This window comes from Cyanobium sp. ATX 6F1 (assembly GCF_024346315.1).
GTDB lineage: Bacteria > Cyanobacteriota > Cyanobacteriia > PCC-6307 > Cyanobiaceae > ATX-6F1.
In genome coordinates this window covers 104724-129031 of record NZ_JAGQCS010000006.1, presented here as the reverse complement: position 1 = coordinate 129031, position 24308 = coordinate 104724, and the positions used below count along the sequence as shown (strand labels likewise).

Sequence of the window (24308 nt, the reverse complement as noted above, 5' to 3'; positions counted from 1 at the left end):
CTGAACACTACGACTCAACAACCTCCAACAAATCTTCAATCCCACAATCCAGCACCGTCACCACCTTACCCGCCAGATCCAGAGAGAGTGCTGATGCTGCCTTGTCATCGGACCGCGCCAAGCGGGTAATGGTGGTTGCCGCAACACCAGCAGCAACCGCCAGGGAGTTCATCGTCCAGGGTTTCTCCCCTGACTCTGCACGATGCAGATTTGCCTTGGCGATTGCCTTGGCGAGGGTCAGACGAACTTGCTTTGCCATGAAGACACCATACCTCAAGCACCAAGCGACAGCAAACGAGCAAGTAGTCACCAGGAACCAGCATCACATGCTATAGTTATTGTGTCAAAGAAACCCATAGAGGTTCAGACCATGCCTTCCGACCTTTCCACGATTGACCTGGCGACCCTGAATGCCGCCCAGGGCGTGATTGTCGCCGCCATCCAAAACCACTGCTGCCTGTGGGAACAAGAATCCACTGATGCCGCTGCCGATGGACAACTCAGCAAGGCGCTGATGTTGGAGCACTGGGCATTTGCCGCTGACCTACTCGCCAGCACCGTCAGCAGTGAATTCGCCTCCCTGTTCGTTCAGGTGCTCGATGTTCGCTTCAGTGAGTTAAGCAATCCATGCCGGTCAGTGGAGGAGCAGATTCTGGATGCTCTTGCCGTGGAGGTGGCGTCCGCTCAACCAGCACCATTCTGACCCAAAAGAGCACAAGGCAACAGGAAACCAGCTTTTTATGCTATAGTTATTGCGTCGACGGGCAAGAGGTTCACAGAAACCCGCCCCTCTCAACCCATTTCAACGAAACCCATAGAGGTTCCCAGTGCTCCAGCAAATCACACCCTTCTCCTGGCATTTCACCTGCCCCGATCGGGAGGGTCTCTCCATCCGGTTCTCCCGCTTCACCGGCACCTTTGACCTTTGCCGTCGCACTCAGGTCGAGGAGATGTGCTGGGAAACCAGAACCCTCTCCAGTCATCAGACCATGGAGCAGTCATTCAACGCCGCTGAAGAACACGCCCTGGTGCCATCACGATGAATTCTTGGATTCCTGCTGGTGTTGGCGGTGTCAGCTGTCAAACTCCTACAACCCAAAACCAGCAGAAATGGCAAACGAGCATCCAGACGCCCCCAAGCAGTTCGGCATTCGACTGAGCGAAGAGACGATGGAACTGGTATCAGCGATACAGGAATTCCGTCAACGCACCAATCAACCCACAACCCTTGCATCCATCGTGGAGAGTGCCATTGAGTGCCACTACGCCAGATTGGTGGAAGAGGGCGCTATCTACGGCAAAAAATGACCCCTCCTTTACCTCCTGGTGCCTTGGAGCACCTACTGAAGACCCTGCCCCCCGTAGGAGCAGATCCATTCCCGCATCTTGCGGATCTCAGCGTGGATCAAATGGTTGGCAGGAGAGTGGAGATTTCAGAAACCCTGAAACACCTGGAGCAGGAGAAGCAATTCATTGATGCCGAGTTGCTGGAGATCTTCTCAGATGCTGAACTCCGCTTTGGTGTTCGTGCCCCTGGTGGATGGATGCTCAAATCACGCTCCCGAACGAGTTGGGACTATGCCGCTGAGATTCGTGATGCCATCAAGGGTCTTCAGCAGCAGGCACAAAGACAAGGGCAGGCAAAACCGATGGTGAGCACCTATCTCTGCCTCACACAAGAGAGCGCCTGATTGACATTCTCTAGCATCATGCACTAGAATCACGTAAGTAATCCACAGAGATTCAGCACCATGCTTCAAACTGCCAGCAACGGCACTCAGGCAACGACTCCTAAGTTTGCTCTTCGACCCACTGCCGAAACCCTTGCCGATCTCTCACGACCCATTGACCCCCGGCACCTGAAGAGCAGGAAGCAGGGAACGGTCACTCTCACCTACTGCCCCTGGAACACCATTGCTCGTCACCTTCATCACCGTGCTCCTGGTTGGTGCTGGGAAGTGCAATCGGTGCAAGAGGTTGGTGGTGCGGTTGTCGTGACGGGTCGTTTGACAATCCCTACTGCTGATGGAGACCTGCTTCACTACTCAGCAGTTGCATCGGAACCGCTGGAGTCGAAGTCCCAGGCACCTGCTGCTGAGGTTGCCGCATCCTCATGCCTGAGAAGGGCAGCTGCATTGGCGGGACTTGGGTTGGATCTTTGGGGGTAGGCAATGCAGAGACAATAAAAAATAAGTTCCCGCTGGCAATAAATAGGTATCAGAGAACAATTATGAATGTGATAAACTAGCAGGTACCCTGCATCTAGCAGCCTAAATGAGTAAAGTACATACAGAAATCCGTGTGATGGCGTCAATAATAACACTGTCATTAATTTCGAGCTGTTCCTTTCTGCCAGAATCTGTAAGCAAAGACTGTGATGAGCTCGCCACGAAAGGGATGAAAGCCTCTTTTAGCAAAGCCAGCGAAAACAACGGTGAGTTTATAAGGGATCTTGTATTAGTCAAATCACAAAATGGCAAAAAGATAACAACTTACATAACTCACTATAACTCCAACTTGACTTATGTCGCAATTTCGTCGACAGGTAAAATCACTAGAAACACATACGAAGATCTGCCAGTGGCAATCAACTCGACCTTCACGTCTACTAAGGGTGTACTAACAAAACCTATAGTTCTGACTGATCGTCAGATATCATGCGAATTTTTTAAATATTTGTTCATTGACTACAGAAAAGTCGATGGCAGCTTTGGGACAAATGTAATTATCAGCGAAAACGAAAAAGGAATAAGATTCAAGTTTCCAGATTAGCACAACCAAAATTTATTAGCTTTTAACTATATTAGTCAATATCATAATAATTCCCACTTTTATCATACCCACCCTTAAAGTGAGTTCTCTTGGAATGATTGTAGTTAGGGGCAACATCAATCCTATTTCGACTAGTAGTGTTACTCCCTTTTCCTTCAGACTTGAAGCTTACCTGGGACCACTTTAACCGGTGAGACTTTCTTAAAGCGTTTGCCTTTGCCTTCGCAGTCTCATAGCCCTCGATGTTTCGAGCAAGCACAGCATGAGTGTCTGTGCGAAAGATGTAGAAGGTTGATTCTCCTAGACGCTTATCGCTAACATCAATAAAGGATTTTACTCTCTGCAAGAAATCCTTAAAGGTAATCCTTTGCTTCTTTGTTTTCATTCGATGAACCAGGTATCCTATTACTATTTAGGGGATACCTTTTAGGGTTTGGACAATTATGTCCTTTACCGGTAGTTCGTGAAGTCCAACGCTCTCTAACATACGCGTCTCCAAGGTCTCGATTCAAGGAACTGATAAAACGAGGAAAGCCCATGTTGTCCCGACAGAATGGACTGCCCTTCCTCGCACAGGAGAAGATCCAGGAGTTGCTAGCTGAATTCCAAAATAGTGCTCCTTTGCGATGTGTTCTCTTACCTTCTGTAGGTGCTATGGGAGCACAGTGAGGACACCTAAAAATCCACTTATGTCTAACAATCTTTTCTGCAGCATCATCCAGATAATGATACAACAGCAGTAATCGGTATCTTTGATCAATAGGAGATTCCATATTTTATATGTATTTATTACAACACATCTAGACTAATGCCATTCAAATCATCCGTCAAGTTGACAGATATAAGCATTGTGTGTATAATAACTACGCAGCTTGTTCAGGCATCCTTTATCTTAAAGATTGCAGATGTCTAAATAGCTACGCAGTGCAATGATGGATCTCTTCCTCCAAGCAACCTTAAGTTACATATTACTTGCTACAATAGACCTGCCGAAGGCATCCCCGTAGGGGATAATTATAATATGCTTTAAAACATACTTATGCATTCTTTAGTTCCTCGTGATCTAGTGGTCTAAGACGCCTAAGCAATGAATACTATACTTTTCATGAAGCCTAAATAGTCATAGCCTACACAAGAATGCAATATGAATTCAGCAAAACCAATTAGGGAACAGTTGTCCTATAAGCAACACGAGAGCTACATACGTTCTATACGGGACAATCTATGCTCACACTACAGGCTTAATAAATCTGACCTGATTAAGTTCCTAATAAGAAAAGAAGGTAATCATTTAAATACTTGCAATGTTCCATTGCCTGAAGGGATAACTCAATGAAAACAATACAATTAAATCAGGTTGAATACTTGATGTTAGAAGAAATTGCAAAAAGGAATAGAAGAAAACCAGATGAGTATATAAAGGATTACGTCAAAGACCAATACGACAAACTCAAGAAATAAATCTTTTGGGACTATGAATAACCACAATTTCCAGCATGAAGAGTTTTCCCTTGATGGACCTCCTCCTAATCCGTTTTATCCATTAACTTACGATGACGCAATGGAACTAGCTGAACTAGAGGATCTAGATGATGACGATTATGATGTTATAAATAGCGCCTTCACCCTGTTTGAAGATCCACCTGATTAGGACATATTGCACTGAATAGATACAGTAATCCAACTCAAGTATTAGTCTCAGTGACATCTCAAGGAGAGATACTTGTGCGAAGTGGCACTAGTGCAACTGACCGTATAACGCCCTATCAGGCAGTCCTAGGCAAGTAATTAGTCAAGCAATAATTTACCTGCCTTGGCGGGGCTAGATACGGATTCCTGAAAAAGCCCAAGAGATTCAAAGTGGAACCTACTAGAAAGCCCATCATATGTTTTCTGGATCATTGTCATTGATGTCCCGCAGTTCTTCGCTACGAGGTCAACTCTTTGACCATCCAAAAGTGCGAATGATATATGCGTAGCACGGAGCGAATACAGAGTATATCTTCGATCAAATTCACACTTAGACAAAACTCGATTAAACCACTGTCTAATATGTTCCATGTGATATGTTGTCCGATTTTCAAAAAATGGATTCATCATTAATAAGTCGTCTCTACCTCTTTGAGGAATTTGTGGGAGGGTCTCGGAGATCACTTTGCCCTTTTTATCCTTAACTTCTCCTGCAAGGACCTTTTTATTGTATACTTCAATTTGTTCATTGCGTATTTTTATGCCTTTAGTGAGATGACTTTTAATACTTTGAATAGTATGCCAGTTCATCACAACTTCTCTGCCTCCTGTTTTTGATGTATTGCTAACGGTCACGATGCCGGTTAGCTTTTGATCTTTGCGCCTAAGTTTCTCGTCGATTCCGCAGAGGATTTGTGCGGTTTCATGAGGTCTACAGCCACTCTGGAACTGGAAGCGAACCCAATGAATAAACCATCGTCTTTTCCATAATACTTCCTGATCCTTGATATTTTTTTCGAAACCATATAGCTCGGAGCAAAACTTTGTCCAGTCGTCTGGGAGAAAGGCAGGGTTTGCTTCATCCCTATAGTTAGTGCGATCTTTCAGCTTATCTATTTCTGGCTTTTTCTTCGGGTCCAGCAACTCCTTTTTAACCATCCAATTTATTATTGCCTTTAGAGTCGTGAGATCGCTGTTGATAGTGCCTGTTGAAAGACCAGAAGTTTCCGACTTCCACTTACCCTTTGTCTTGATATCTAAATAGAACCCTGCATATTCAGCGAATGCATTTTTAGAGATATCACTAATAGAAATTATGCCCACACTTCTGCAATAGGGAATGATTCTCTGATATATCCTCTGAGAATATGAATCGTGTGAGCCAGCAGCCAATTGACCCCTGCGAACATCGTTTTCTTTTTCTTTAAGATATTCTTCACAAACCTTATCAATGCTTAGCTTTCTGGTCTTTGACTTTGGCGGGTCACTCTCTACTTTGACATAGGCTGAAAGCGCATTCTTATGTGCTTGCCTTATATCAGAAGTGTTCAGAGAAATATTTGTATACCTTTTATTACCTCTGTTAACCCGTAAATAAAAACAGCTTCTCTCGGCATATTTAATTACATATGCCTGCCCATTAAGGGTTGGTTCTTTTGTTTCAATCTTTGGCATTGGCAAGTTCAAACGCGGTTGGAACAGTCCAAGTTCTGTTCCAACCGCATTCCCCCATGGCTAGTGGCAACCCGACTTTATCGCACCTAAGCCTGTGTTCCAACCCTTGTTCCAGATGCATGAGCCCTGCGGAGACAGGATTTAGGCATCTTCGTGGGTCGCCAACGCTTGATCCCGCACGGGTGGTGTGCGTGATTTTACGGGTGCGCCCTGGCGCGATCAGCTCAGAGCTGACCTTCGATTGCCTCGACGATGCCGTCGCGCACCACCAGCGCCACCTGCAGCTTCTCCACCAGGTTGTCGCCCACCTTCACCTTGGTGCTGCTCTCCAGCTGGCCCTGCTCGACGATCTGCTCGAACTCCAGCTCCTGCACCTGACGCTGCTGCTCCAGCAGCGTGCGCTTCTGTTCCTCCAGCTCGGCCCGCTTGGCGGCCACCTGCTGGTGCACCGAATTGACCTGCTCGCCCACCCGGGGGTCGAGGGGGTTGGCGCTCTGGCGACGGATCTCCTCGATCAGCTGCTGACCCTCCTGCTCCAGCTGGGAGAGCTGGGCATCGCTGTTGGCGACTGCGGCGCTGAGTTCGCGCTCGGCATCCTCCTTCCAGCGCGGGGTCACCACCGCCCGCACGGTGACCGTGCGCTTGATCGTGAGCGATGAGCCGTCCGACATTGGTTGCTGAGCAACAAGCACACAGGCTGTCAGCCGACCGGCCCAGGGGTCAATCGCCTCCAGGGGCGGTGAACCGCCCAATGGCCTCAGCGCCCGTAAAGGGCCTCGATCGCGGCCCGGTCGCGCACACCGATGCGGTCACGGCGCTGCTTGAGGGTCTGGGTGAGCAGGCCGTTCTCGAGGGTGAAGGGCTCCACCAGGGCCACACCGCCGAGGCGCTCATCGGGCCTGGAGCCGGGCCGGGCCGCCAGCAGCCGGTTGAACTCACCCTTCAGCGCCCGCAACAACGCCTGATCGGACGCCTCAGCCAGCTGGCCCTGGAACGCCTTCAGGGGTTCGGCGCGGGGCACCACCAGGGCCCCCAGCAGGCGCTCGTCCTGGCCCACCACCAGCACCTGCTCCACCAGGGGACTGGCGGCCAGGGCCTCCTCCAGGGGGCCGGGTTCGATGTTCTCGCCGCTGCTGAGCACGATCGTGTCCTTGGCCCGGCCGGTGAGCACCAGGGAGCCATCGGAAATCAGCAGGCCCAGGTCACCGGTGTCGAACCAGCCCTCGGCGTCGATGGCGGCGGCCGTGGCCTCGGGTTTGTGGAAGTAACCGGCCATCACCTGGGGGCCCCTGGCCAGCACCAGGCCCCGCTCGCCCCAGCCCAGGGGCGCACGGCTCTCCGGATCGACGATGCGGATGGAGGTGCCGGGCAGGGGGCGGCCGGAGCTGCCGCGGCGGTTGGCCCAGGGACGCCGGCAAGTGAGCACCGGGCTGGTTTCGGTCAGGCCGTAGCCCACCAGCAACTCGATCCCGATCACCTCGAAGAAGCCATCCACGTGGGGGGCCAGGGCACCGCCGCCGCTGATGGCGGTGCGCAGGGCGCCACCGGCGAGCTGCTGGCGCACCTTCGGCCAGAACAGCGCCGCCGCCAGCCGCTGCACCGGCCAGGTGAGCAGCGCCAGGGCCGCCCCCTGGAGCCGGGCCAGGGGCGGTTCCGGGGTGAGGGTGAGATCGAGCGCCCGGCGACGGGCGGTGCAATGGAGCCGGCCCACCGCCAGGGCCCCCTTGAGCAGCTTCTGGCGACTGGAGGGCATCGCGGCGAGGGCATCCTCGAAACCCGAGAGCAGCGCCTCCCACAGCCTCGGCACGCTGATCAGGTAGCTGGGGCGCACCCGCTGCAGGTCGGGGCGCAGCTGCTTGAGGGTGGTGTAGGTCTGATGGCAGCCGCAGGCCAGCAGCAGGTATTCGGCCGTGCGTTCGTAGGCGTGCCAGATCGGCAGCACGCTCACCACCCGATCCCCCGGCGAGGGGTTCACCGCCACCCCGAGGGTGCGGATCTGGTGCAGCAGGTTGGCGTGGCTGAGGGGCACCCCCTTGGGGGCGCCGGTGGTGCCCGATGTGTAGAGCAGCGTGGCCAGACGCTCCGGATCGGCCGGTGGCGGCGGCGGCAGCGGGGCGGCCGCACCCCGCTCCAGCAGCGCCGCCCAATCCAGGCAGGGCCAGGGGGCGGCCGCCGGGGCCTCCCCCTCCAGCACCACCACGAAGCGCAGGCCGGCCAGGGCGGGCTGCCCGGGGCCGAGCTTGGCCAGCAGGGCCGCCGACTCCACCACCAGGGCGACGGAGCCGGAATCCTCGAGGATGTAAAGCAGCTCGTCGATCGGTGCAGCGCTGCCGCGCACGGCATCGGCGGCGCCCGCGCGCATCAGCCCCTGGTCCGCCACCAGCCAACGGGGGCCGTTCTCGGCGAACAGGGCGACCCGCTCTCCCGGCATCAGGCCCAGGCCTGCAAAGGCCGCGGCGGTCTGCTCGATCCGCTGGTGCAGCTCCCGGTAGGTGAGCTGCTCGGGATGGCGGCCATGGGGGGCCTCAAGGGCGGGGGCATCGCCGTAGAGCCGCTCCAGCGCGCCCCAGAGCTGCTCGATTCCCGTGAGCCCGCTCCAGTCGGTGCGGCCGGCGAGGGCGCGGTGGTCAGCGGCATCGGCCTGCCAGTGGATCTCGGCGTTCACCGGCCGTCCTGCGAGGGTTGTCCTCCTTTTACAACCCCTCCAGGAGTTCGGTGGCGGATGGTGGGCGCAAGCTCAGGCGAAAGCGCCGGGCCGCCGCCGCCTTCACCAGCGGCTGCAGCGCGGCCACCGTCAGCCCTGGCCGCCAATCGCTCAGGCGCCCCACGGGCCGATCGGTGAGGCCGCAGGGCGCGATCCGCTCGAAGCCTTCCAAGCCACAGTCCACGTTCAGGGCCAGGCCGTGCTGGCTGATCCAACGCTTCGCCCCCACGCCGATCGCCGCCAGTTTGCGGCCCTCCAGCCAGACCCCCGTGAGCCCAGTGGTCCGCTCGCCCTTCAGGCCCAGTTCCGAGAGCACCTCGATCACCAGCCCCTCGAGGTCACGCAGGTAGAGGTGCAGATCGGCGCCATGGCGCCGCAGGTCGAGCACGGGGTAGAGCACCAGCTGGCCCGGCAGGTGGTGGGTCACCTCCCCACCGCGGTCGATGCGGTGCAGGGGCAGGGGCGGATCGAGCGGATCGAAGCCCAGAAACGCCTCACTGGCGCCGCGGCCCAGGGTGTAGCAGGGGGTGTGCTGGAGCAGCAGCAGGGCCTCAGCTGCCTGTGGATCCTCCAGCAGCCGTTGCTGCAGCTGCTGCTGCCAGGCCCAGGCGCGCTCAAACGGCACCGGATCCGGCGGTTCAAAACAGATTGCGTCGAGCCTGGGGTCCATCGGGGATCGCTCTTAGCGTTGGGGGAGCCCCACCTCAGAGGGAGTGTTGGCATGAAGCTTCTGATCCACGGTCGCAACATGGAGGTCACCTCCGCGATCCGCGACTACACCGAAGACAAGCTCGGCCGGGCGATCGGCCATTTCAACGGGCTGGTCAAGGAAGCCGACGTGCACCTCTCGGTGGCCCGCAACCCACGGGTACCCCAGCAGACCGCCGAGGTCACGGTGTTCGCCAACGGCGTGGTGATCCGCGCCCAGGAACGCAGCGAGAACCTCTACGCCAGCATCGACATGGTGGCGAACAAGCTCAGCCGCCAGCTGCGCCGCTACAAGGAGCGCCTGCATGGTCACCACCACGCCCCCAGCACCGAGGAGCTCCTGGAGGAGTTGCCGATCGAAGGCGATCTCACCAAGGGCCGTGTGGCCGAGCTTCCGGTGCCGGCCGTGCGGCGCAAGTATTTCGCCATGCCGGCGATGTCGATCGAAGACGCCCTGCACCAACTGGAGTTGATCGATCACGATTTCTACCTCTTCCGTGATGCGGCCAGCGGCACGATTCAGGTGGTCTACAGGCGCAACCACGGCGGCTACGGAGTGATCCAACCGCGAGAATCCTGATCCCGAAGCGCCCGGTCCGGGCGCACCCCCGCCGTGGCCCGCGACCGACCCGACCTCGCCCCCCTGATCGACCACTCCCTGCTGGACCCTCACCAGGGCCACGAGGCGATCGAGCGCATCTGCGATGAGGCCCGTCATTTCGGTTTTGCCGGGGTCTGCGTGGCCTCCCGCTGGCTGCCCGTGGCCCGGGAACGCCTGGGGGCCGCCACCCCGGTGAAGCTGGTGTCGGTGGTGGGCTTTCCCTTCGGCGCCATCCCCGCGGAGATCAAACAGCAGGAGGCGGAATGGGCGGCCGCCCAGGGGGCCGATGAACTCGATGTGGTGCCCGATTTCGGGGCCCTGGCCGACGGCAACGCCTCGGCTGTCTGCGAGGAGCTGGCTGGAATCGTGGCGCTCGGGCTGCCGGTGAAGGTGATTCTGGAGGCGGGTCGCCACGACGCTGAAACCCTGGCCCTGCTGGTGGAGGTGGCGATCGACGCCGGCGCAGCCTTCCTCAAGACCGGCAGCGGCTTCGGGCCGCCGGCCAGCGTGGAGCAGGTGCAGCAGCTGCGCCAGCTGGCCCGGGGCCGGGCGGCCGTGAAGGCCTCCGGCGGCATCGCCGATGTGGAGCAGGCGATCGCCCTGGTGGAGGCGGGGGCGAGCCGGCTGGGCACCAGCCGCGGGGTGGCCCTGATGCAGGCCCTGCGCCGGGGCCCCATCCAGCCGGACGGCTGACGCGATGGACGCCTCGCCATGAGCCCCGAGCGGATCCTGGAGGGGCTGTCGCTCAAGTGCGGGGCCCTGGGGGAGAACGACCGGCTCCTGACCCTGCTCAGCGCCGAGGAGGGATTGGTGCGCCTGGCGGTGCCCGGGGCCCGGCGGCCGAAAAGCAGCCTGGCGGCGGCCGTGCCCCTGGTGCTGCTGCGGCTTCAGGTGGGCGGCGGCCGCGGCCTGGCCCGGGTGCGGCAGCTGACGGTGGCGCGCAGCTACGCCAACCTGGCGGGGCGCCTGGAGGCCCTGGCCGCGGCCCAGTCCCTGGCGGAGCTGGCCCTGCAGCTGGTGCCCAGTGGCGAGGGAGTGCCCGGCGCCCTCGACGACCTGCTGATGCACCTGGGCCGGCTCGAGACCGTCGTGAGCGAACGCCAAGGCAGCCTCGAAGCCCTGGCGATCAGTGTCCAGGCGCACGTGCACCTGCTGGCCCTAGGGGGTTATGCCCTGCCCCTGCAGCGCTGCTCCCGCAGCGGCTCTGCCCTGGAGCCCCCCCTGGGCGACTGGAGCTGGCGCTGCAGCCTGCTGCCCGCTGAGGGCCTGGTGATCGGGGCGGTGCCCGGCGCCCTGCTGATGCTCAACGCTTCCGAACTGGCCCTGCTGCAGCGCCTCACCCGGCCGGCCCTGCCCCGCACGCGTGCCGGCGAGCTGATGGGTCCCGAGCTGGTCTGGCTGCGGTTGCTGCAAGTGATTGAGTTGTGGTGCGGCGAACACCTGGACCGGCGCAGCCGCTCCCTGGGCCTGCTGCGGATCTGCTTCGCTCCGGACCACCCGCTGCCACCGGGCGCTGGGCGATCATGAACGCACGATCAACCAAGCCTTGAGCGCTCTCCCTCCAACCGGTGCCTCTCCCTCTCCTGAACCGGTGGAGGGCCAACGAACAGCCGGCCTGCAGGCGGTGCTCGCCCTCCCGGAGTTCCGGCGGCTGTGGTGCGGCCAGGTGCTCTCCCAGTTGGCGGACAAGTTCTACATCGTTTTGATGGTGTTCCTGATCGCCCAGTACTGGGTGACGGACACACCCTTGAGCAGCGGCGCCCTGGCCGAGGCGGCCACGGTGCTGCGCATGGATCTGGAAACCCGGGCCCAGATGATCACCCTGCTGGCCACGGGGATCTACGTCGCCAACACGGTGCCGGCGATGGTCTTCGGCCTGGTGGCCGGGGTCTGGGCCGACCGCTGGCCCAAGCGCAGCGTGATGGTCGCCTCCAACGGCCTGCGGGCCGGCCTCACCCTGCTGGTGCCCTTCTGCCTGATTGATGGTCCCCACTGGCTGGGCCTGAGCTGGGGCTACTGGGGCCTGGTGGCGATCACCTTCCTGCAGTCGGTGCTGACCCAGTTCTTCGCCCCAGCCGAGCAGGCGGCCATCCCGTTGCTGGTGCCCCAGCCCCAGCTGCTGGCGGCCAATTCGCTTTACCAGGCCTCCAGCATGGGGGCCACGATCGTCGGCTTTGCCCTCGGCGATCCCCTGCTGCGCCTGCTGCGCAACCTGCTGTCCCACGTGGGTCTGCAGAACGGCGAATTCCTGCTGCTGCCCCTTTGCTACGGCCTGGCCGCCCTGGTGCTCGGCACGATCAAGCTGGAGGAGAGACCACGACCGGCCAGCACGACGACGGTGTGGAGCGAGATCGGCGAGGGTTTCGAGGTGCTGCGCGACCGGGCCAGCGTGCGCAACGCCATTCTCCAGCTGGTGCTGCTCTACAGCCTTTTGGCGGCCCTCTACGTGCTGGCGATCAGCCTGGCCTCCACGATCGAGAGCCTCGGCCCCACCCAGTTCGGGGTGTTGCTGGCGATGAGCGGCGTCGGGCTGGCCCTGGGGGCCCTGGCGGTGGCGCAGGTGGGCCACGGTTTCAGCCGCCGTCGCCTGGCTGCTGCCGGTCTGGGCACGATCGCCTTCTCCCTGGTGCTGCTGGGGCAGGTGCGCGGCAATCTGGTGATCACCCTGGTGCTCTGCGGGCTGCTCGGGGTGGGGGCGGCGATGCTGGCGATTCCGGCCCAGACCACGATCCAGGAGGACACCCCGGAAAGCCTGCGGGGCAAGGTGTTCGGCCTGCAGAACAACATGATCAACATCGCCCTGAGCCTGCCGCTGGTGCTGGCGGGGGCGGTGGTGAGCCGCTACGGCCTGCTGCCGGTGCTCTGGGCCCTGGCGGCCCTGGCCGTGCTGGCCGCCCTGCTGGAGCGCCCCTGGGAGCGCTGCTAACGTTTTCGCTGGAATGAAGCGCGGCCCCGGTGGCTCACATTGCCTGGCTAGGCAAGAAATCTCCCTTCTGCGGCAACGTCACCTACGGCCTCAGCACCACCCACGCCCTGCGCCAGCGGGGCCACCAGATCAGCTTCATTCATTTCGACACCTCGGCCGCCCAGCAGCTCAAGGGGCTCGGCCAATTCGGGCATCTGGGTGATCAGCTGTTCCACTGGGCCCCGAACGCCCTGGAACCCGGTGAATCCCCCGAGGTGGCCCTGCCTTACCTGGTCAAATCCCAGGTGTACACGATCCCGTCTCCGGGGGCCCAGCGGGAGTTCCGCGAATCGCTCGAGCGCCTGCGGCCCGATGTGGTGCATGCCAGCCTCACACTCTCGCCCCTGGACTTCCTCCTGCCGGACCTCTGCCAGCAGCTCGGACTGCCCCTGGTGGCCACCTTCCACCCCGCCTTCGACGCCGGCCTGCGCAACCTCACCGCCGGCACCCAGCAGCTCACCTACCAGCTCTATGCGCCCACCCTGGCCCGCTGCGACCGGGTGATCGTGTTCTCCGATCTGCAGGCCGAGGTGCTCTCCCGGCTGGGGGTGAAAGACGATCGGCTGGCGGTGATTCCCAACGGCGTCGACGTCGACGCCTGGCGCCCTTCGGCGCTCGGGCCCAGTCCAGCGCTGGCGGAGCTGCACCAACGGCTGGGGGATCGGCGCCTGTTCCTTTACATGGGGCGCATCTCCACAGAGAAGAACGTGGAGGCCCTGATCCGCGCCTGGCGGCTGGTGCGACCCGAGGGCTGCCGGCTGGTGATCGTGGGCGACGGCCCCCTGCGCAACGGACTCCAGGCCGGCAGTGATGGGGACGACCTGCTCTGGTGGGGCTACGAACCGGATCTGGATCGCCGCATTGCCCTGCTGCAGCAGGCCGAGGTGTTCCTGCTGCCGTCGCTGGTGGAGGGACTCTCGCTCGCGCTGCTGGAGGCGATGGCCAGCGGCACCGCCTGCGTGGCCACCGATGCCGGCGCCGATGGGGAGGTGCTGGAGGGGGGCGCCGGCATCGTGATCAGCACCCAGGGGGTCACCACCCAGCTGCGCACCCTGCTGCCGGTGCTGCGGGACCAGCCCGTGCTCACGGCCGAACTGGGCCGGCGCGGGCGGGAGCGGGTGCTGGAGCGCTACACCTTGAAGCGCAACATCGACGCCCTCGAGCAGCTCTACGGCGAGCTGGTGCCCAGGGAGGTCGTGTCCGCCTGATCCGGCTCCAGTTCGCGCGCGATCGTGATCACACGGAAGCTGTTGAGGTCATGGCTGCCGAACGACTGGAGAATCGGCACATCGGCGGCATCGCGACCTCGCCCCACCAGCACCCGGCCGATGCGGGGCTGGTTGGTGCGCGCGTCGAAGGTGAACCAGCATCCCCCCAGGTAGGCCTCGAACCAGCCCGAGTAATCGATCGGTTCCGGGCTCTCCTCCACACCGGTGTAGCCCATGTAGCCGGTGCAGTAGCGCGCCGGGATGTTGAGGGCGCGGCAGAAGGCCACCGCCAGATGGGCGAAATCACGGCACACGCCCCGGCCCTCCCGCTCGGCCTCCAGGGCGGTTTTGCTGGAGCGCGCCGCCGAAGGATCGAAGAGCAGACGGCGATGGACCCAGTCACAGATGGCCTGCACCCGCTCCCAGCCAGGCGGGGTGGCCCCGAACAGCGACCAGGCCATCGGGGCCAGCAGATCGCTTTCGCAGTAGCGGCTGGCCCGCAGGTAGGGGTAGCACTGCACCGGCAGCTCCTCGACGGGGGCCTGGGGGGCCCCTGGCGCCACGGGCTCAGGCAGCCCACAGTCGCGGACGTGCGCCCGCAGCTGGATCGTGCTCGTGCCGGCGGGCGCCACCAGGCGCCAGAAGCGGTTGCCCTCCTCGTCCAGCACAAAGGTGCCCGCGCTGGGGGGTTCTGAACTGATCTGCTCAAAGCCGATCAGATCCAGCAGCCGGCTGCTGTGCACGTGCATCAGCAGCAGCATCGGTGTGTCCTGGGCGCACTGGACCTCCAGATCGCAGCCCAGTTCGATCGTGATCAGTCCCAGCGTCAACGGATCAGCGCAATCGCGTCAGTCTGGCGACTGAAGCTCCTGGCAACAGGCGGCAAAGGCGGCCGCCGGATCGGAGGCCGCGCTGATCGGCCGCCCGATCACCAAGTAGCTGGCGCCGGCGGCGATCGCCCGCTGGGGGTCATCACCCGGGCTTGATCAGCCGTGGCGCTGCCGGCGGGGCGAATGCCAGGTGTGACCAGGGTGAAGGGTTGCGGGTGGGCCGCCAGGGGTTCAGCCACCTGCAACTCGGCGGCGAAGCGGGCGGGATCCCAGCTGGTGAGCACGGTGACCGCCAGCAGCGTTGGGGCCGCCAGCCCCGCGGCGCCCGCCCCCTCCAAGGCCCCCGCCTGGGCGGCCGAGAGGGCCTGCGAGCCTGCGCAGGCGTGCACGGTGATCAACTCCGCCCCCAGCCGGGCGGCGCTGCGGCAGGCCCCGGCCATGGTGGCGGGGATGTCGTGGAATTTGAGATCGAGGAACACCCGCAGGCCGCGCTCCCGCAGCTGAAGCACCACATCGGGACCGGCGGCGCAGAACAGCTCCAGACCCACCTTCACCCAGCGCAGCTCGGGGATGGCCCTGGCCAGGGCCAGGGCGGTTTCGGCATCCGGGCGATCCAGGGCCAGGATGATCCGCTCGGCGAGATCAGGGGCGCTGATCATCGGGCCACCAGGCGCCGGAAGGTCTTTTTGCCCAGCTGCAACACCTTGCCCGCCAGTTCGGAAGCAGCGCCGAATTCCTGGTTGGGATCGGCCAGCTTTTCGCCGTCGAGCTTCACGCCGCCGCCCTGGATCGCGCGCCGGGCCTCACTGCTGCTGGCGCAGAGCCCAAGGGCGGCCAGCAGATAAAACGCCTTGGCCGGGAAGTTCACGGCGGCCAGCGAAACCTCCTGCACCTCGGCATCGGCCACACCACCGCCGCCGGCCCCCGCCACCAGCCGCCCGGCATCGGCCTGGGCCGCAAGGGCCGCCGCCTCCCCATGCAGGCCGGCAGTGATCGCCAGGGCCAGGGCCTTCTGACGCTCCCGCGGGTTGGCCGGCAGCTCCGCCAGATCCAGATCGGTGAGCAGGTTCAGGTAGGCCTCCACCGCCGCATCGGGAACCTTCTCCAGCTTGGAGTAGGTGGAGAGCGGATCCTCCTGGAGCCCCACGGTGTTGCCGAGGCTCTTGCTCATCTTCTGCACCCCATCGGTGCCGGGCAGGATCGGCAGCAGCAGGGCGAACTGGGGCCGCTGGCCGTGGTGGCGCTGGAGGTCGCGGCCCATCGCCACGTTGAACTTCTGATCGGTGCCCCCCAACTCCAGATCGGAGCGGACCGCCACGGAGTCGTAACCCTGCAACAGGGGATAGAGGAACTCGTGCAAGGCGATCGGGGTGCCGCTGCCGTAGCGCTTGGAAAAATCCTCCTTGGCCAGCATCTGTCCCACGGTGCTCGTGCCCAGCAGGTCGATCACCGCCGGCAGATCCAGACCCGCCAGCCACTCGCTGTTGCGCCGCACCTCCAGTCGACCCGGCGTCTCGAAATCCAGCAGCGAACGGTCCCTGGGCTGGCCCTGGCCCAGCTGGACCAGGTAGGTGGTGGCGTTGGCCTCCACCTCCTCGGCCGAGAGCTGCACCCGGGTGACGCTCTTGCCGGTGGGGTCGCCGATGCGGGCGGTGAAATCTCCGATGATCAGCACCGCCGTGTGGCCCGCGTCCTGGAAGGCCCGCAGCTTGCGGAACAGGATTGAGTGGCCCAGGTGAATATCAGAGCCGGTCGGGTCGATGCCCAGCTTGACCCGCAGGGGCCGCCCCTCCCGTTGCGCCTCCGCCAGCCGGGCGCCCAGGCGCTGGTCGGGGTGGTCCAGCTCGCCGGAGGGAAACAGATCGACCACGCCACGCTCCAGCCAGCTCGGCAACGCCTCCCCACGGTCCGCAGATTGTCCAGCGCCCCCAACAGGTCCAGCGCCACCAACAGCCATGCCTGCCCTGCGATGGGCGGATCGTAGGCAGCCACGCTCCGTCCGCCGATGGCGGCTCAAGCGTTAGAGGCTCGCCTCCAGCTCCCTGCGCATCCGCTCCAGGGTGAGGTTCATCTGGGCGAACATCCCGTCGGGGGTGAGCCCGAACTGGCCCAGCTGGGTGCGCAACTGCTCCACCGTGAGCTTGGCCTGGAAATCCTCCGAGAGCTCGAAGCGCTTCATGAACACCTGGTAGCGCTCCATCAGCTCCTCCATCCGCTCGATGAACAGCTTTTTACCCTCCCGGTCGAACTTGCCGTACTCACCACCGAGCTCCATCAGCTGCTGGTAATCGCTGAACAGCCGCTTGGCCTCCTCCTGGACGATCTCCGAATCGAAAAATGCCATCGAACAGGCAGGCCCCAGCAGCAGTTTCGATTGTGAACGGCGTGATCGCCCCTGGGGAGTACGGATAGACGTATCCGAAGCCCCTGAGCAGAATGGCCCATGGATTTCACGCCCCGACTACAGGCGTTGCGTGAAACGCACGCCCAGCTGAACGCCGTGCTCGCGGGCCGCACGGTGCTGGCCTGCTTCGGCAAACGCAGCACGCTCAGCATCCTGCTGGCCGATCCCAATCGGCCGGAGCTGGTGGGGGGCGCCACCACGGAATCGGAGGGCCTCGCCCTGATGGACCGCCACCGGCCCACGCTCCTGATCACCAGTGACCGCCTCGAGCAGGGTTGCGGCATCGAGCTGGCCATCGGCGCCAAAGAGCGATACCCGGACTCCCTGGTGCTGCTGCTGCTGGCCGATATCCGCCGCCGGTCCCTGCTGCGCCGGGCCGTGGAGGCCGGCTGCGACGGCATGTGCCTGGAGAAGCGCATGGGCCTGGGCACGATGGTCGACGCGATCCAGTCCCTGGTGGGCGGTGGCCTCTACATCGACCGGGAGCTGCGGGACCTGCTGCGCGAGAGCCAACGCGGAGCGGGCCCGGAGCTGCTGGACCTGCCCACCGCCCGCGAGCTGGAGGTGCTGGAGCTGATGGTGAAGGGCTACACCAACCCCGAAATCGCCAAGACGTTGGTGGTCTCAGAGCAAACCGTCAAAACCCACATCAGCAATCTGCTGCTCAAGCTCCAGGCCCGCAACCGCGCCCACGCCGTGGCGATTGGGCTCTGCCGCGACCTGGTGAACTGGCCGAATCACTGAAGGTTGCCAGCGCTGGCAGCGGCATGAAAGCAGTGGCACGAAAGCAGTGGCATGACAGCCGTGGCGCTGCCGCTAACTTCCAGCCAGTTCAGCGCGATCCCACGCCCCATGGCCAAGGGCCACTGGTTGGATCCCATCGCCCGCCGTCTGCTGGAGGCCACGGGCCAGCTGCCGGCTGAACGCGGCCGAACCCATGGCGCCGGAGCGGAACCCGCCCCCGCAGGGGGTGCTCCAGAGGCGGAGGCCGAGCGGATCGAGCGCGAGTTGCTGGCCCTGAAACTGCGCCAGAACCCCGCCCTGCGCCTGCGCAGCTTTGAGGAGGTCGCCCACGCCGCCGCCCTGGGCTGGCATCTGGATGTGAACCGGGCCACCGCCACCGACTGGTTGCGGCTGCCGGGCTGCACCCCCCGCCAGGTGGACCTGCTGCTGCGGCTCCAAGGGGGCGGGGTGCAACTGAGCGGGCCCGAGGATCTCCAACGGCTGCTGGAGCTGCCGGAGCCGGTGCTGCGGGGCTGGCAGCCTCTGCTGCGCTTCAGCTGGTACACCGATCCGCCCAAGGCAGGCCCGCCGCCGCTCGACCTCAACCAGGCCAGCGGCGAACAACTGGAGCGGCGCCTGGGCCTCTCCGGCGAACGCAACCAACGGCTGCTGCGGGAGCGCCAGCGGGGGGCCTTCCTGGATCTGGCCGATCTGCAGCAGCGCTTGCAGCTGCCCGCCGATGTGGTCGAGGCGCTGATCGGCAAGGTCCGCTTCGGCACCGGGCCCGTGGGGCCCATGCTGCCGAAACCCGAAGCGGGGGGCCGCTGAGATGGCTCGCCAGGGGGATCTGTTCGACCCACAGGCCCCGCTGCCCCTGGGGGCCACCCCGGCCGCCCCGGAGCTACCGCTGTTGCGCCACCAACTGGAGCAGTGGCAGCAGCGGCTGATCGCCTTCCAGCGCCCGCTGTTCGAGGCGGCCAGCACTTCAGACCCACCGCGACCGGCCCAGGCCACTCTGTTCGCCCACGCCGCGGTGAGCGCCACCGAGCTGGCCGCCGCCTTCGCGCCCCTGGCCCTCACCCCCCAGCACCTGCAGTTCTGGCGCTGGCCCAGCGCCCCCCAGCGGGGGGCCGCCCTCTACGTGGTGATTGATCAGCCGCCCCATCTGGCCTCCCCCCTGCTGCTGTACATCGGCGAAACGGGCCGCGCCGAGCAGCGCTGGAAGGGGGAGCACGACTGCAAGGACTACCTGGCCGCCTATGGCGAGGCGACCGCCAGCGTGGGGCTCACGGGTCGCCTGAGCATCCGCTTCTGGTTCGATGTGCCCACCGCCGTTCGGCCCCGGCGGGCGCTGGAGCAGGCCCTGATCCAGCGCTGGCAGCCGCCCTTCAACAAGGAAACCCGCCGGCGCTGGGCGACCCCCTTCCACGCCGAACCGGCCTGAGCGAAGCACCCTGGGCGCAGCGATGCCTAGGGGCGCACTGGCTACGATCGCGGCGTCTGATCTGGCCCAACGATGGAGTTTCGCTGCACCCCCGCCGATGCCAGCAGCTGGGCCAGCAGTGGGAATGGTGACACCCTGGCGGTGGGTCTGTTCAGCGGTGAGGACGGCACCACTCTGGAGGCCCTGGAGGCCCACTTCGGCCCTGGGCTGAAGGAGCGGCTGGAGCAACGCCGCTTCAAGGCCAAACCCGGCGAAGTGCTGAGTTTCGACTGGCTGGGACGCCGCCCCGGCACCCTGCTGCTGGTGGGGCTGGGTGAGGCCGAAGCCTTCGATCTGGCCGGCCTGAGGCGGGCCGCCGCCGCCGCCGCCAAGGCGTCGTTGGCGGCGGGAGGCACCGACCTGGGCCTGGCACTGCCGCTGGCGGGAGTGGAGCCAGCGGAGGCGGTCAGCGCCATCGCCGGCGCCGTGCGCCTGAGCCTCTATGCCGACCAGCGCTTCAAGAGTGAGGCGGAGACCCGCCCCCTGCCCGAGCGTGTGAGCCTGCTGGGCTTCGAGGCCGCCCACGATGGCGTTCTGGCGGCCGTGGGGGCCACCTGCGCCGGGGTGGAACTGGCCCGGGAGCTAGTGGCGGCCCCCCCCAACGTGGTCACCCCCCAGGCCCTGGCGGACACCGCCGCCGCCATCGCCCGGGACTTCGGCCTGGAGCTCAAGGTGCTGGAGCGCGCCGACTGCGAGGCCCTGGGCATGGGCGCCTACCTGGCGGTGAGCCAGGCCTCAAGCCTGCCGCCCAAGTTCATCCACCTCACGTACCACCCAGCCGGGGAGGTGCGCCGCCGGGTCGCCCTGGTGGGCAAGGGGCTCACCTTCGATTCCGGTGGCTACAACCTCAAAACGGCGGGCTCCCAGATCGAGATGATGAAGTACGACATGGGCGGCAGCGCCGCCGTGCTCGGGGCAGCGCGGGCGATCGCCGAACTCAAGCCCGAGGGCATCGAGGTGCACATGATCGTGGCCGCCTGCGAAAACATGATCAGCGGCGACGCCCTCCACCCCGGCGACATCGTCACTGCCTCCAACGGCAAGACGATCGAGGTCAACAACACCGACGCCGAGGGCCGCCTCACCCTGGCCGACGCCCTGGTCTATGCCTGCAAGCTGGAACTGGATGCCGTGGTCGACCTGGCCACCCTCACCGGAGCCGTCGTGATCGCCCTGGGGGAGGAAATCGCCGGGCTCTGGAGCCCCAGCGACAGCCTGGCCGAGGCCCTGGTGACGGCCGGCCGCGATGGGGGCGAGAGCTTCTGGCGCCTGCCCCTGCAGGCCTCCTACATCGAAGGGCTCAAGAGCCCCGTGGCCGACCTCAAGAACACCGGCCCGCGGCCCGGGGGGTCGATCACCGCCGCCCTGTTCCTGCAGGAGTTCGTGCGGCCGGATCTGGCCTGGGCCCACCTGGACATCGCCGGCACCGTCTGGAGCGACAAGGGCCGGGGGCTCGATCCAGCCGGGGCCACGGGCTTCGGCGTGCGCACCCTGGTGAACTGGGTGAGGAGTGGAGGCCCGGCCTAGGTTGGGCTGCGCTGACGTCTGACCCGAGCCATGGCCGTTCAGAAACTGCGTTGGTACCTTCGCGCCCAATCAGGGGTGCTGCTGCTGCCCCTGGGGCTTTGCCTGTTCGGAGAAGCGGTGGTGCGCAAGACCCAGCAGGCCCTCGGCCAGCCCCACGGCCCCTGGTTCTGGTACGGCACCCTCAGCCTGATCTGCGTGACCGCCGGCGTGGGCCTGATGATCGAAAGCGGCCTGCTACGCGGCTATCCCCGCAACCCCAGCTGAGGCCCCTCGCCCCCCGGGGTGGCCCTCCTGCTTCTGCAGCCCGGCTGGCGATTCCAGGGCGTGGATCTGCCAGTGGGCGCGATCGCTGCAGGAGGCCAACAGACGATCGAGATCTTCGGCCGCTTCCTTGGGGCTTGCGTAGGGACCCACATGGCGGGTATGCAGGCCTTCCTTGATCGTCAGCAGATACATCGCCAACGGGCGTTGCGCTGCCATCACGCTAAGGGCGTCAGGGCCCATGGGCCTGGGCAAATGTACGGATCACGCTCCAGTGGATGGGCCCATCGGCGTCGACAATGGTCACTTCGCCGGGGCACTCCAGGGAGTGGCGGTGCGGGCCTTTGAGCCCCAGAGCTGGTCAAGACGCCTGTCACGGCGGCAGGACCAGCGGTAGTAGTTGTATTTGAGGCTGTTGCGTTCAGCGAAGTTCTGGTGATACTCCTCGGCGGGCCAGAACGCTGCAGCCGGGCGAATCTGCACCTTCAACGCCGCGGGAGGGCGTTTCAATTCGCGCGCCGCGGCGAGCAGGCTGGCGCGGGCCTGCTCCGCCTGGCTGGCGCCGCTGGTGAAAATCACCGGGCGGTAGGAATCACCCCGGTCGCAGAACTGACCTCCCCCATCGAGGGCGTCCACGTTGCGCCAGTAACTGCGCAGCAGGGTGGGATAGCTGAGCCGGGCCGAATCGAACCGCACCTTGACGCTTTCCTGGTGGCCGGTGCCCCCCGCCGACACCTGGGCGTAGGTGGGCTTGCTCCCCGGGCCACCGCTGTAGCCACTGACCGCCTCGAGCACCCCAGGTAAGCCCTCCAGGTCGTGCTCCAGGCACCAGAAGCAGCCACCGGCGAACACCGCCTCCTCCATCGCCGCCTGGGCCGGCGCCACGAAAGTCAGCAGCAGCACCAGAGCCAGGGCGATCGGGCGCAGGATCGATCGGGAGGCTGGTTCCATTCAGGCGGCCGAGATGGAGGGGAGGGCAGAGGCAGGCAACTGGTCCAGGATCGCCGCCGCCGCCCGCTGGGTGACCCCCGGCTCCCCAAGGGCGCAGCGCAGACGCCCATAGCCTTCGAGGATGCGCTGACGCGCCGGACCATCCTCCAGCAGCGGCGCCGCCGCCGCTTCGATGGCTTCAGCCGTGAGGCCTTCCTGCAGCAGCTCCGGCACCAGCCGCTCATCAAGCACCAGGTTGACCGGGGAAATGTGGGGCACCGCGAAGCGAAGCAGATGGCGAGCCACGAAGGCCGTGGGCCGGCTGACCCGGTAGCCCACCACCTGCGGAACGCCGCGCAGGGCCAGCTCCAGATTCACCGTGCCCGATTTGGTCAGGGCCAGGTCGGCCGCCGCGCAGTGCACCGGACGCAGACGGTTGGCTTCCGCGGCCGGCACCACCGTGGCGTCGAGGCCCACCGCCGCCACGGCCTGTTTCAGGGGCTCCTCAAAGCCCGCCAGACCCGCCGGCACGATCACGCGCAGCTGCGGGAAGCGGCGCTGCAGCCGGGCCGCCGCCGCCACCAACGGGGGCAGCAGGTAACGCAGCTCCTGGGCTCGGGACGCGGGCGAGACCAGCAGCAGCTGCTCGTCGCCGCTCAGTCCCAGCTGGCGCCGGGCGTCCCCACGGCTGGGTTGCTCCTCCAGGGTGTCGAGCAGGGGGTGGCCCACCCAGCTCACCCGGGCGCCCTGGGCGGCGTAGAAGCGTGCCTCCTCGGGAAAGATCGCCAGGATCCGGTCGGTGAAGGCGATCAGGTGGGTGGTGCTGCCCTCGCCATAACGCCAGGCCCATTCCTGGGGGGCGATGTAGTAGATGATCGGCAGGCTGGGGCTGAGGCGTTTGAGCCGGCGGCCCAGGTTGACGTTGGCGCCGACGTAGTCGATCAGCACCAGGCCATCGGGGGGGTGATCCCTCAACCAGCGGCCCACCCGCCGCTGCAGCCGCAGGGTGGGGAGCACGAGCGGCAGCACTTCCCAGAGGCCGATCGAGCCCATCGACGCGGTGTTGGCCAGGAGCAGGGCACCGGCCCGCTCCATGCGCTCCCCCCCGAGGGCGACGATGTCCAGGGGCTGGCCCCGCCGCCGGGCCTCCTTGTGGAGCGCTTCGATCAGCAGGCCGCCCTGGAGGTCCCCGGACACCTCACCGGTGCTGATCAGCAGTCGGCTCATGAACGCTGGGCAGGCAAGGGACCCCGGCGGCCGGGCTGGATCGACGCCTCCAGGAAGGCACACAATTCCTCGGAGGCGGGCAACAGTTCAAGCGCGCGCACCTGGCGCAGGGCTTCGGCCAGCACCCAATCGCTCCGGTAGATCATGTTCCAGACCTCCTGCAGCTGGCGCAGCTGTTCGCCACCGTCCTGACGATCAAGGCCGCTGCGCTTCAGGCCCACGCGGTTGAGCCCCCGCAACCGGCCAGGGTGGCCCTCGACGATCGCAAACGGAGGGATGTCCCGATCGATGCGGCTCATGCCGCCCACCATCGCCAACGTGCCGATCTGCACGAACTGGTGGATGCCGAGCACCCCGCCGATCACCGCCCGATCACCGATCAGCACATGGCCGGCGATGGCGACGTTGTTGGCCACCACGATGCGGTCACCCAGCTGGCAGTTGTGACCCAGATGGCTGTAGGCCATCAGCAGATTTCCGCTGCCGATCCGGGTCTGCTCCCCTTCGGCGGTGGCGCGGTTGATCGTGACGCACTCGCGGATGGCGTTGTCATCCCCGATCACCACCTCGGTCGGGGCGCCGTTGTACTTGAGATCCTGGGGTTCCAGGCCGATGCAGGCCCCAGGGAAGATCCTGTTGCCCTTGCCCATGCGCACGTGACCATCGATCACCACGTGGGGTCCCAGGGTGCTGCCGGCGCCGATCACCACATCGGGACCGATCACCGTGTACGGACCCACCACCACGCCGGCCTCGAGCTCGGCGCGGGGGTCGACCACCGCGGTGGGATGAATGCTCACCTGAACTGCCGAGGACGTCAT

The 24308-nt window shown here is 63.7% G+C and carries 26 protein-coding genes and 1 pseudogene; 14 read left to right on the top strand and 13 right to left on the bottom strand.

The annotated features are described in order from the left end of the window. Positions 1–7: 7 nt before the first annotated feature. Entirely contained in the window at positions 8–259 is a 252-nt protein-coding gene (locus KBZ13_RS10720; RefSeq protein WP_255008979.1) for a hypothetical protein, read from the bottom strand. A 111-nt stretch (positions 260–370) separates the two neighbouring features. Between KBZ13_RS10720 and KBZ13_RS10715 the strand changes: the two genes are divergently transcribed. The 4 genes from KBZ13_RS10715 (at position 371) to KBZ13_RS10700 (ending at position 4423) form a co-directional block, all read left to right on the top strand. Continuing rightward, positions 371–703, top strand: a complete 333-nt coding sequence (locus KBZ13_RS10715; RefSeq protein ID WP_255008978.1) for a hypothetical protein — start codon at positions 371–373, stop codon at positions 701–703. A 407-nt stretch (positions 704–1110) separates the two neighbouring features. Then, positions 1111–1308, top strand: a complete 198-nt coding sequence (locus tag KBZ13_RS10710; RefSeq protein ID WP_255008977.1) for a hypothetical protein — start codon at positions 1111–1113, stop codon at positions 1306–1308. Between the two features lie 23 nt (positions 1309–1331). Then, positions 1332–1691, top strand: a complete 360-nt coding sequence (locus tag KBZ13_RS10705) for a hypothetical protein (RefSeq protein ID WP_255008976.1) — start codon at positions 1332–1334, stop codon at positions 1689–1691. A gap of 2555 nt (positions 1692–4246) precedes the next feature. Then, positions 4247–4423 carry a hypothetical protein gene (locus tag KBZ13_RS10700; RefSeq protein WP_255008975.1) on the top strand — a complete coding sequence of 59 codons (177 nt, stop codon included), beginning with the start codon at positions 4247–4249 and terminating at the stop codon, positions 4421–4423. A gap of 137 nt (positions 4424–4560) precedes the next feature. On the opposite strand, the gene KBZ13_RS10695 is transcribed toward KBZ13_RS10700, so the two are convergent. The 4 genes from KBZ13_RS10695 to lipB form a co-directional block, all read right to left on the bottom strand. After that, positions 4561–5916, bottom strand: a complete 1356-nt coding sequence (locus tag KBZ13_RS10695) for a phage integrase SAM-like domain-containing protein (RefSeq protein WP_255008974.1) — start codon at positions 5914–5916, stop codon at positions 4561–4563. A gap of 224 nt (positions 5917–6140) precedes the next feature. After that, the gene (locus KBZ13_RS10690; RefSeq protein ID WP_255008973.1) at positions 6141–6587 is read right to left on the bottom strand and encodes a YlqD family protein; all 447 of its coding nucleotides are present in this window, start codon (positions 6585–6587) and stop codon (positions 6141–6143) included. 86 nt (positions 6588–6673) lie between these two features. Further along, positions 6674–8581 carry an AMP-binding protein gene (locus tag KBZ13_RS10685; RefSeq protein ID WP_255008972.1) on the bottom strand — a complete coding sequence of 636 codons (1908 nt, stop codon included), beginning with the start codon at positions 8579–8581 and terminating at the stop codon, positions 6674–6676. Between the two features lie 28 nt (positions 8582–8609). Then, positions 8610–9290, bottom strand: a complete 681-nt coding sequence (lipB, locus tag KBZ13_RS10680; RefSeq protein WP_255008970.1) for a lipoyl(octanoyl) transferase LipB — start codon at positions 9288–9290, stop codon at positions 8610–8612. A gap of 51 nt (positions 9291–9341) precedes the next feature. Between lipB and hpf the strand changes: the two genes are divergently transcribed. The 5 genes from hpf to KBZ13_RS10655 are packed head-to-tail and all read left to right on the top strand — an operon-like array spanning position 9342 to position 14102. After that, entirely contained in the window at positions 9342–9908 is a 567-nt protein-coding gene (hpf, locus tag KBZ13_RS10675) for a ribosome hibernation-promoting factor, HPF/YfiA family (RefSeq protein WP_255008969.1), read from the top strand. A gap of 33 nt (positions 9909–9941) precedes the next feature. Further along, positions 9942–10622, top strand: a complete 681-nt coding sequence (deoC, locus tag KBZ13_RS10670) for a deoxyribose-phosphate aldolase (protein ID WP_255008966.1) — start codon at positions 9942–9944, stop codon at positions 10620–10622. 18 nt (positions 10623–10640) lie between these two features. Continuing rightward, positions 10641–11456, top strand: a complete 816-nt coding sequence (gene recO / locus KBZ13_RS10665) for a DNA repair protein RecO (protein WP_255008964.1) — start codon at positions 10641–10643, stop codon at positions 11454–11456. A 19-nt stretch (positions 11457–11475) separates the two neighbouring features. Beyond that, positions 11476–12855 (top strand): MFS transporter, encoded by a 1380-nt coding sequence (locus KBZ13_RS10660; RefSeq protein WP_255008962.1) that lies wholly within the window; start codon positions 11476–11478, stop codon positions 12853–12855. Between the two features lie 29 nt (positions 12856–12884). Then, positions 12885–14102, top strand: a complete 1218-nt coding sequence (locus KBZ13_RS10655) for a glycosyltransferase family 4 protein (RefSeq protein WP_255008960.1) — start codon at positions 12885–12887, stop codon at positions 14100–14102. On the opposite strand, the gene KBZ13_RS10650 is transcribed toward KBZ13_RS10655, so the two are convergent. The 4 genes and pseudogenes from KBZ13_RS10650 to KBZ13_RS10635 form a co-directional block, all read right to left on the bottom strand. Then, positions 14063–14932: a transglutaminase-like domain-containing protein gene (locus KBZ13_RS10650; protein ID WP_255008959.1), complete on the bottom strand. Its 870-nt coding sequence runs from the start codon at positions 14930–14932 to the stop codon at positions 14063–14065. The genes KBZ13_RS10655 and KBZ13_RS10650 overlap by 40 nt on opposite strands. An 18-nt stretch (positions 14933–14950) precedes the next feature. Next, positions 14951–15591: pseudogene (gene pyrF, locus KBZ13_RS10645) on the bottom strand (orotidine-5'-phosphate decarboxylase). Next, positions 15588–16889: a tyrosine--tRNA ligase gene (gene tyrS / locus KBZ13_RS10640; protein ID WP_255008957.1), complete on the bottom strand. Its 1302-nt coding sequence runs from the start codon at positions 16887–16889 to the stop codon at positions 15588–15590. The pseudogene pyrF and the gene tyrS overlap by 4 nt, the downstream one beginning before the upstream one ends. Positions 16890–16952: 63 nt before the next feature. Beyond that, positions 16953–17276, bottom strand: coding sequence for a DUF1825 family protein (locus KBZ13_RS10635; protein ID WP_255008955.1), 324 nt, complete (start codon positions 17274–17276; stop codon positions 16953–16955). A gap of 99 nt (positions 17277–17375) precedes the next feature. On the opposite strand from KBZ13_RS10635, the gene KBZ13_RS10630 reads away from it, so the two are divergent. From KBZ13_RS10630 to KBZ13_RS10610, 5 genes are all read left to right on the top strand, one after another. After that, positions 17376–18080 carry a response regulator transcription factor gene (locus tag KBZ13_RS10630; RefSeq protein ID WP_255008953.1) on the top strand — a complete coding sequence of 235 codons (705 nt, stop codon included), beginning with the start codon at positions 17376–17378 and terminating at the stop codon, positions 18078–18080. A gap of 108 nt (positions 18081–18188) precedes the next feature. Then, positions 18189–18887, top strand: coding sequence for a hypothetical protein (locus tag KBZ13_RS10625; protein WP_255008951.1), 699 nt, complete (start codon positions 18189–18191; stop codon positions 18885–18887). 1 nt (position 18888) lies between these two features. Beyond that, positions 18889–19503 (top strand): GIY-YIG nuclease family protein, encoded by a 615-nt coding sequence (locus KBZ13_RS10620; protein WP_255008949.1) that lies wholly within the window; start codon positions 18889–18891, stop codon positions 19501–19503. Positions 19504–19575: 72 nt separating this feature from the next. After that, positions 19576–21069, top strand: a complete 1494-nt coding sequence (locus KBZ13_RS10615; RefSeq protein ID WP_255008948.1) for a leucyl aminopeptidase — start codon at positions 19576–19578, stop codon at positions 21067–21069. Positions 21070–21099: 30 nt separating this feature from the next. Further along, positions 21100–21333: a hypothetical protein gene (locus KBZ13_RS10610; RefSeq protein ID WP_255008947.1), complete on the top strand. Its 234-nt coding sequence runs from the start codon at positions 21100–21102 to the stop codon at positions 21331–21333. On the opposite strand, the gene KBZ13_RS10605 is transcribed toward KBZ13_RS10610, so the two are convergent. The 4 genes from KBZ13_RS10605 to lpxA all read right to left on the bottom strand — a co-directional run bounded on the left by KBZ13_RS10605 (position 21304) and on the right by lpxA (position 24308). Beyond that, positions 21304–21525, bottom strand: coding sequence for a hypothetical protein (locus KBZ13_RS10605; protein WP_255009122.1), 222 nt, complete (start codon positions 21523–21525; stop codon positions 21304–21306). The two genes, KBZ13_RS10610 and KBZ13_RS10605, sit on opposite strands and share 30 nt — an antisense overlap. A gap of 108 nt (positions 21526–21633) precedes the next feature. Continuing rightward, positions 21634–22281 (bottom strand): peptide-methionine (S)-S-oxide reductase MsrA, encoded by a 648-nt coding sequence (msrA, locus tag KBZ13_RS10600; RefSeq protein WP_255008946.1) that lies wholly within the window; start codon positions 22279–22281, stop codon positions 21634–21636. Continuing rightward, positions 22282–23487: a lipid-A-disaccharide synthase gene (gene lpxB / locus KBZ13_RS10595; protein ID WP_255008945.1), complete on the bottom strand. Its 1206-nt coding sequence runs from the start codon at positions 23485–23487 to the stop codon at positions 22282–22284. It lies immediately after the preceding gene. Next, positions 23484–24308 (bottom strand): acyl-ACP--UDP-N-acetylglucosamine O-acyltransferase, encoded by an 825-nt coding sequence (lpxA, locus tag KBZ13_RS10590; protein WP_255008944.1) that lies wholly within the window; start codon positions 24306–24308, stop codon positions 23484–23486. Before lpxA ends, lpxB begins: the two co-directional genes overlap by 4 nt.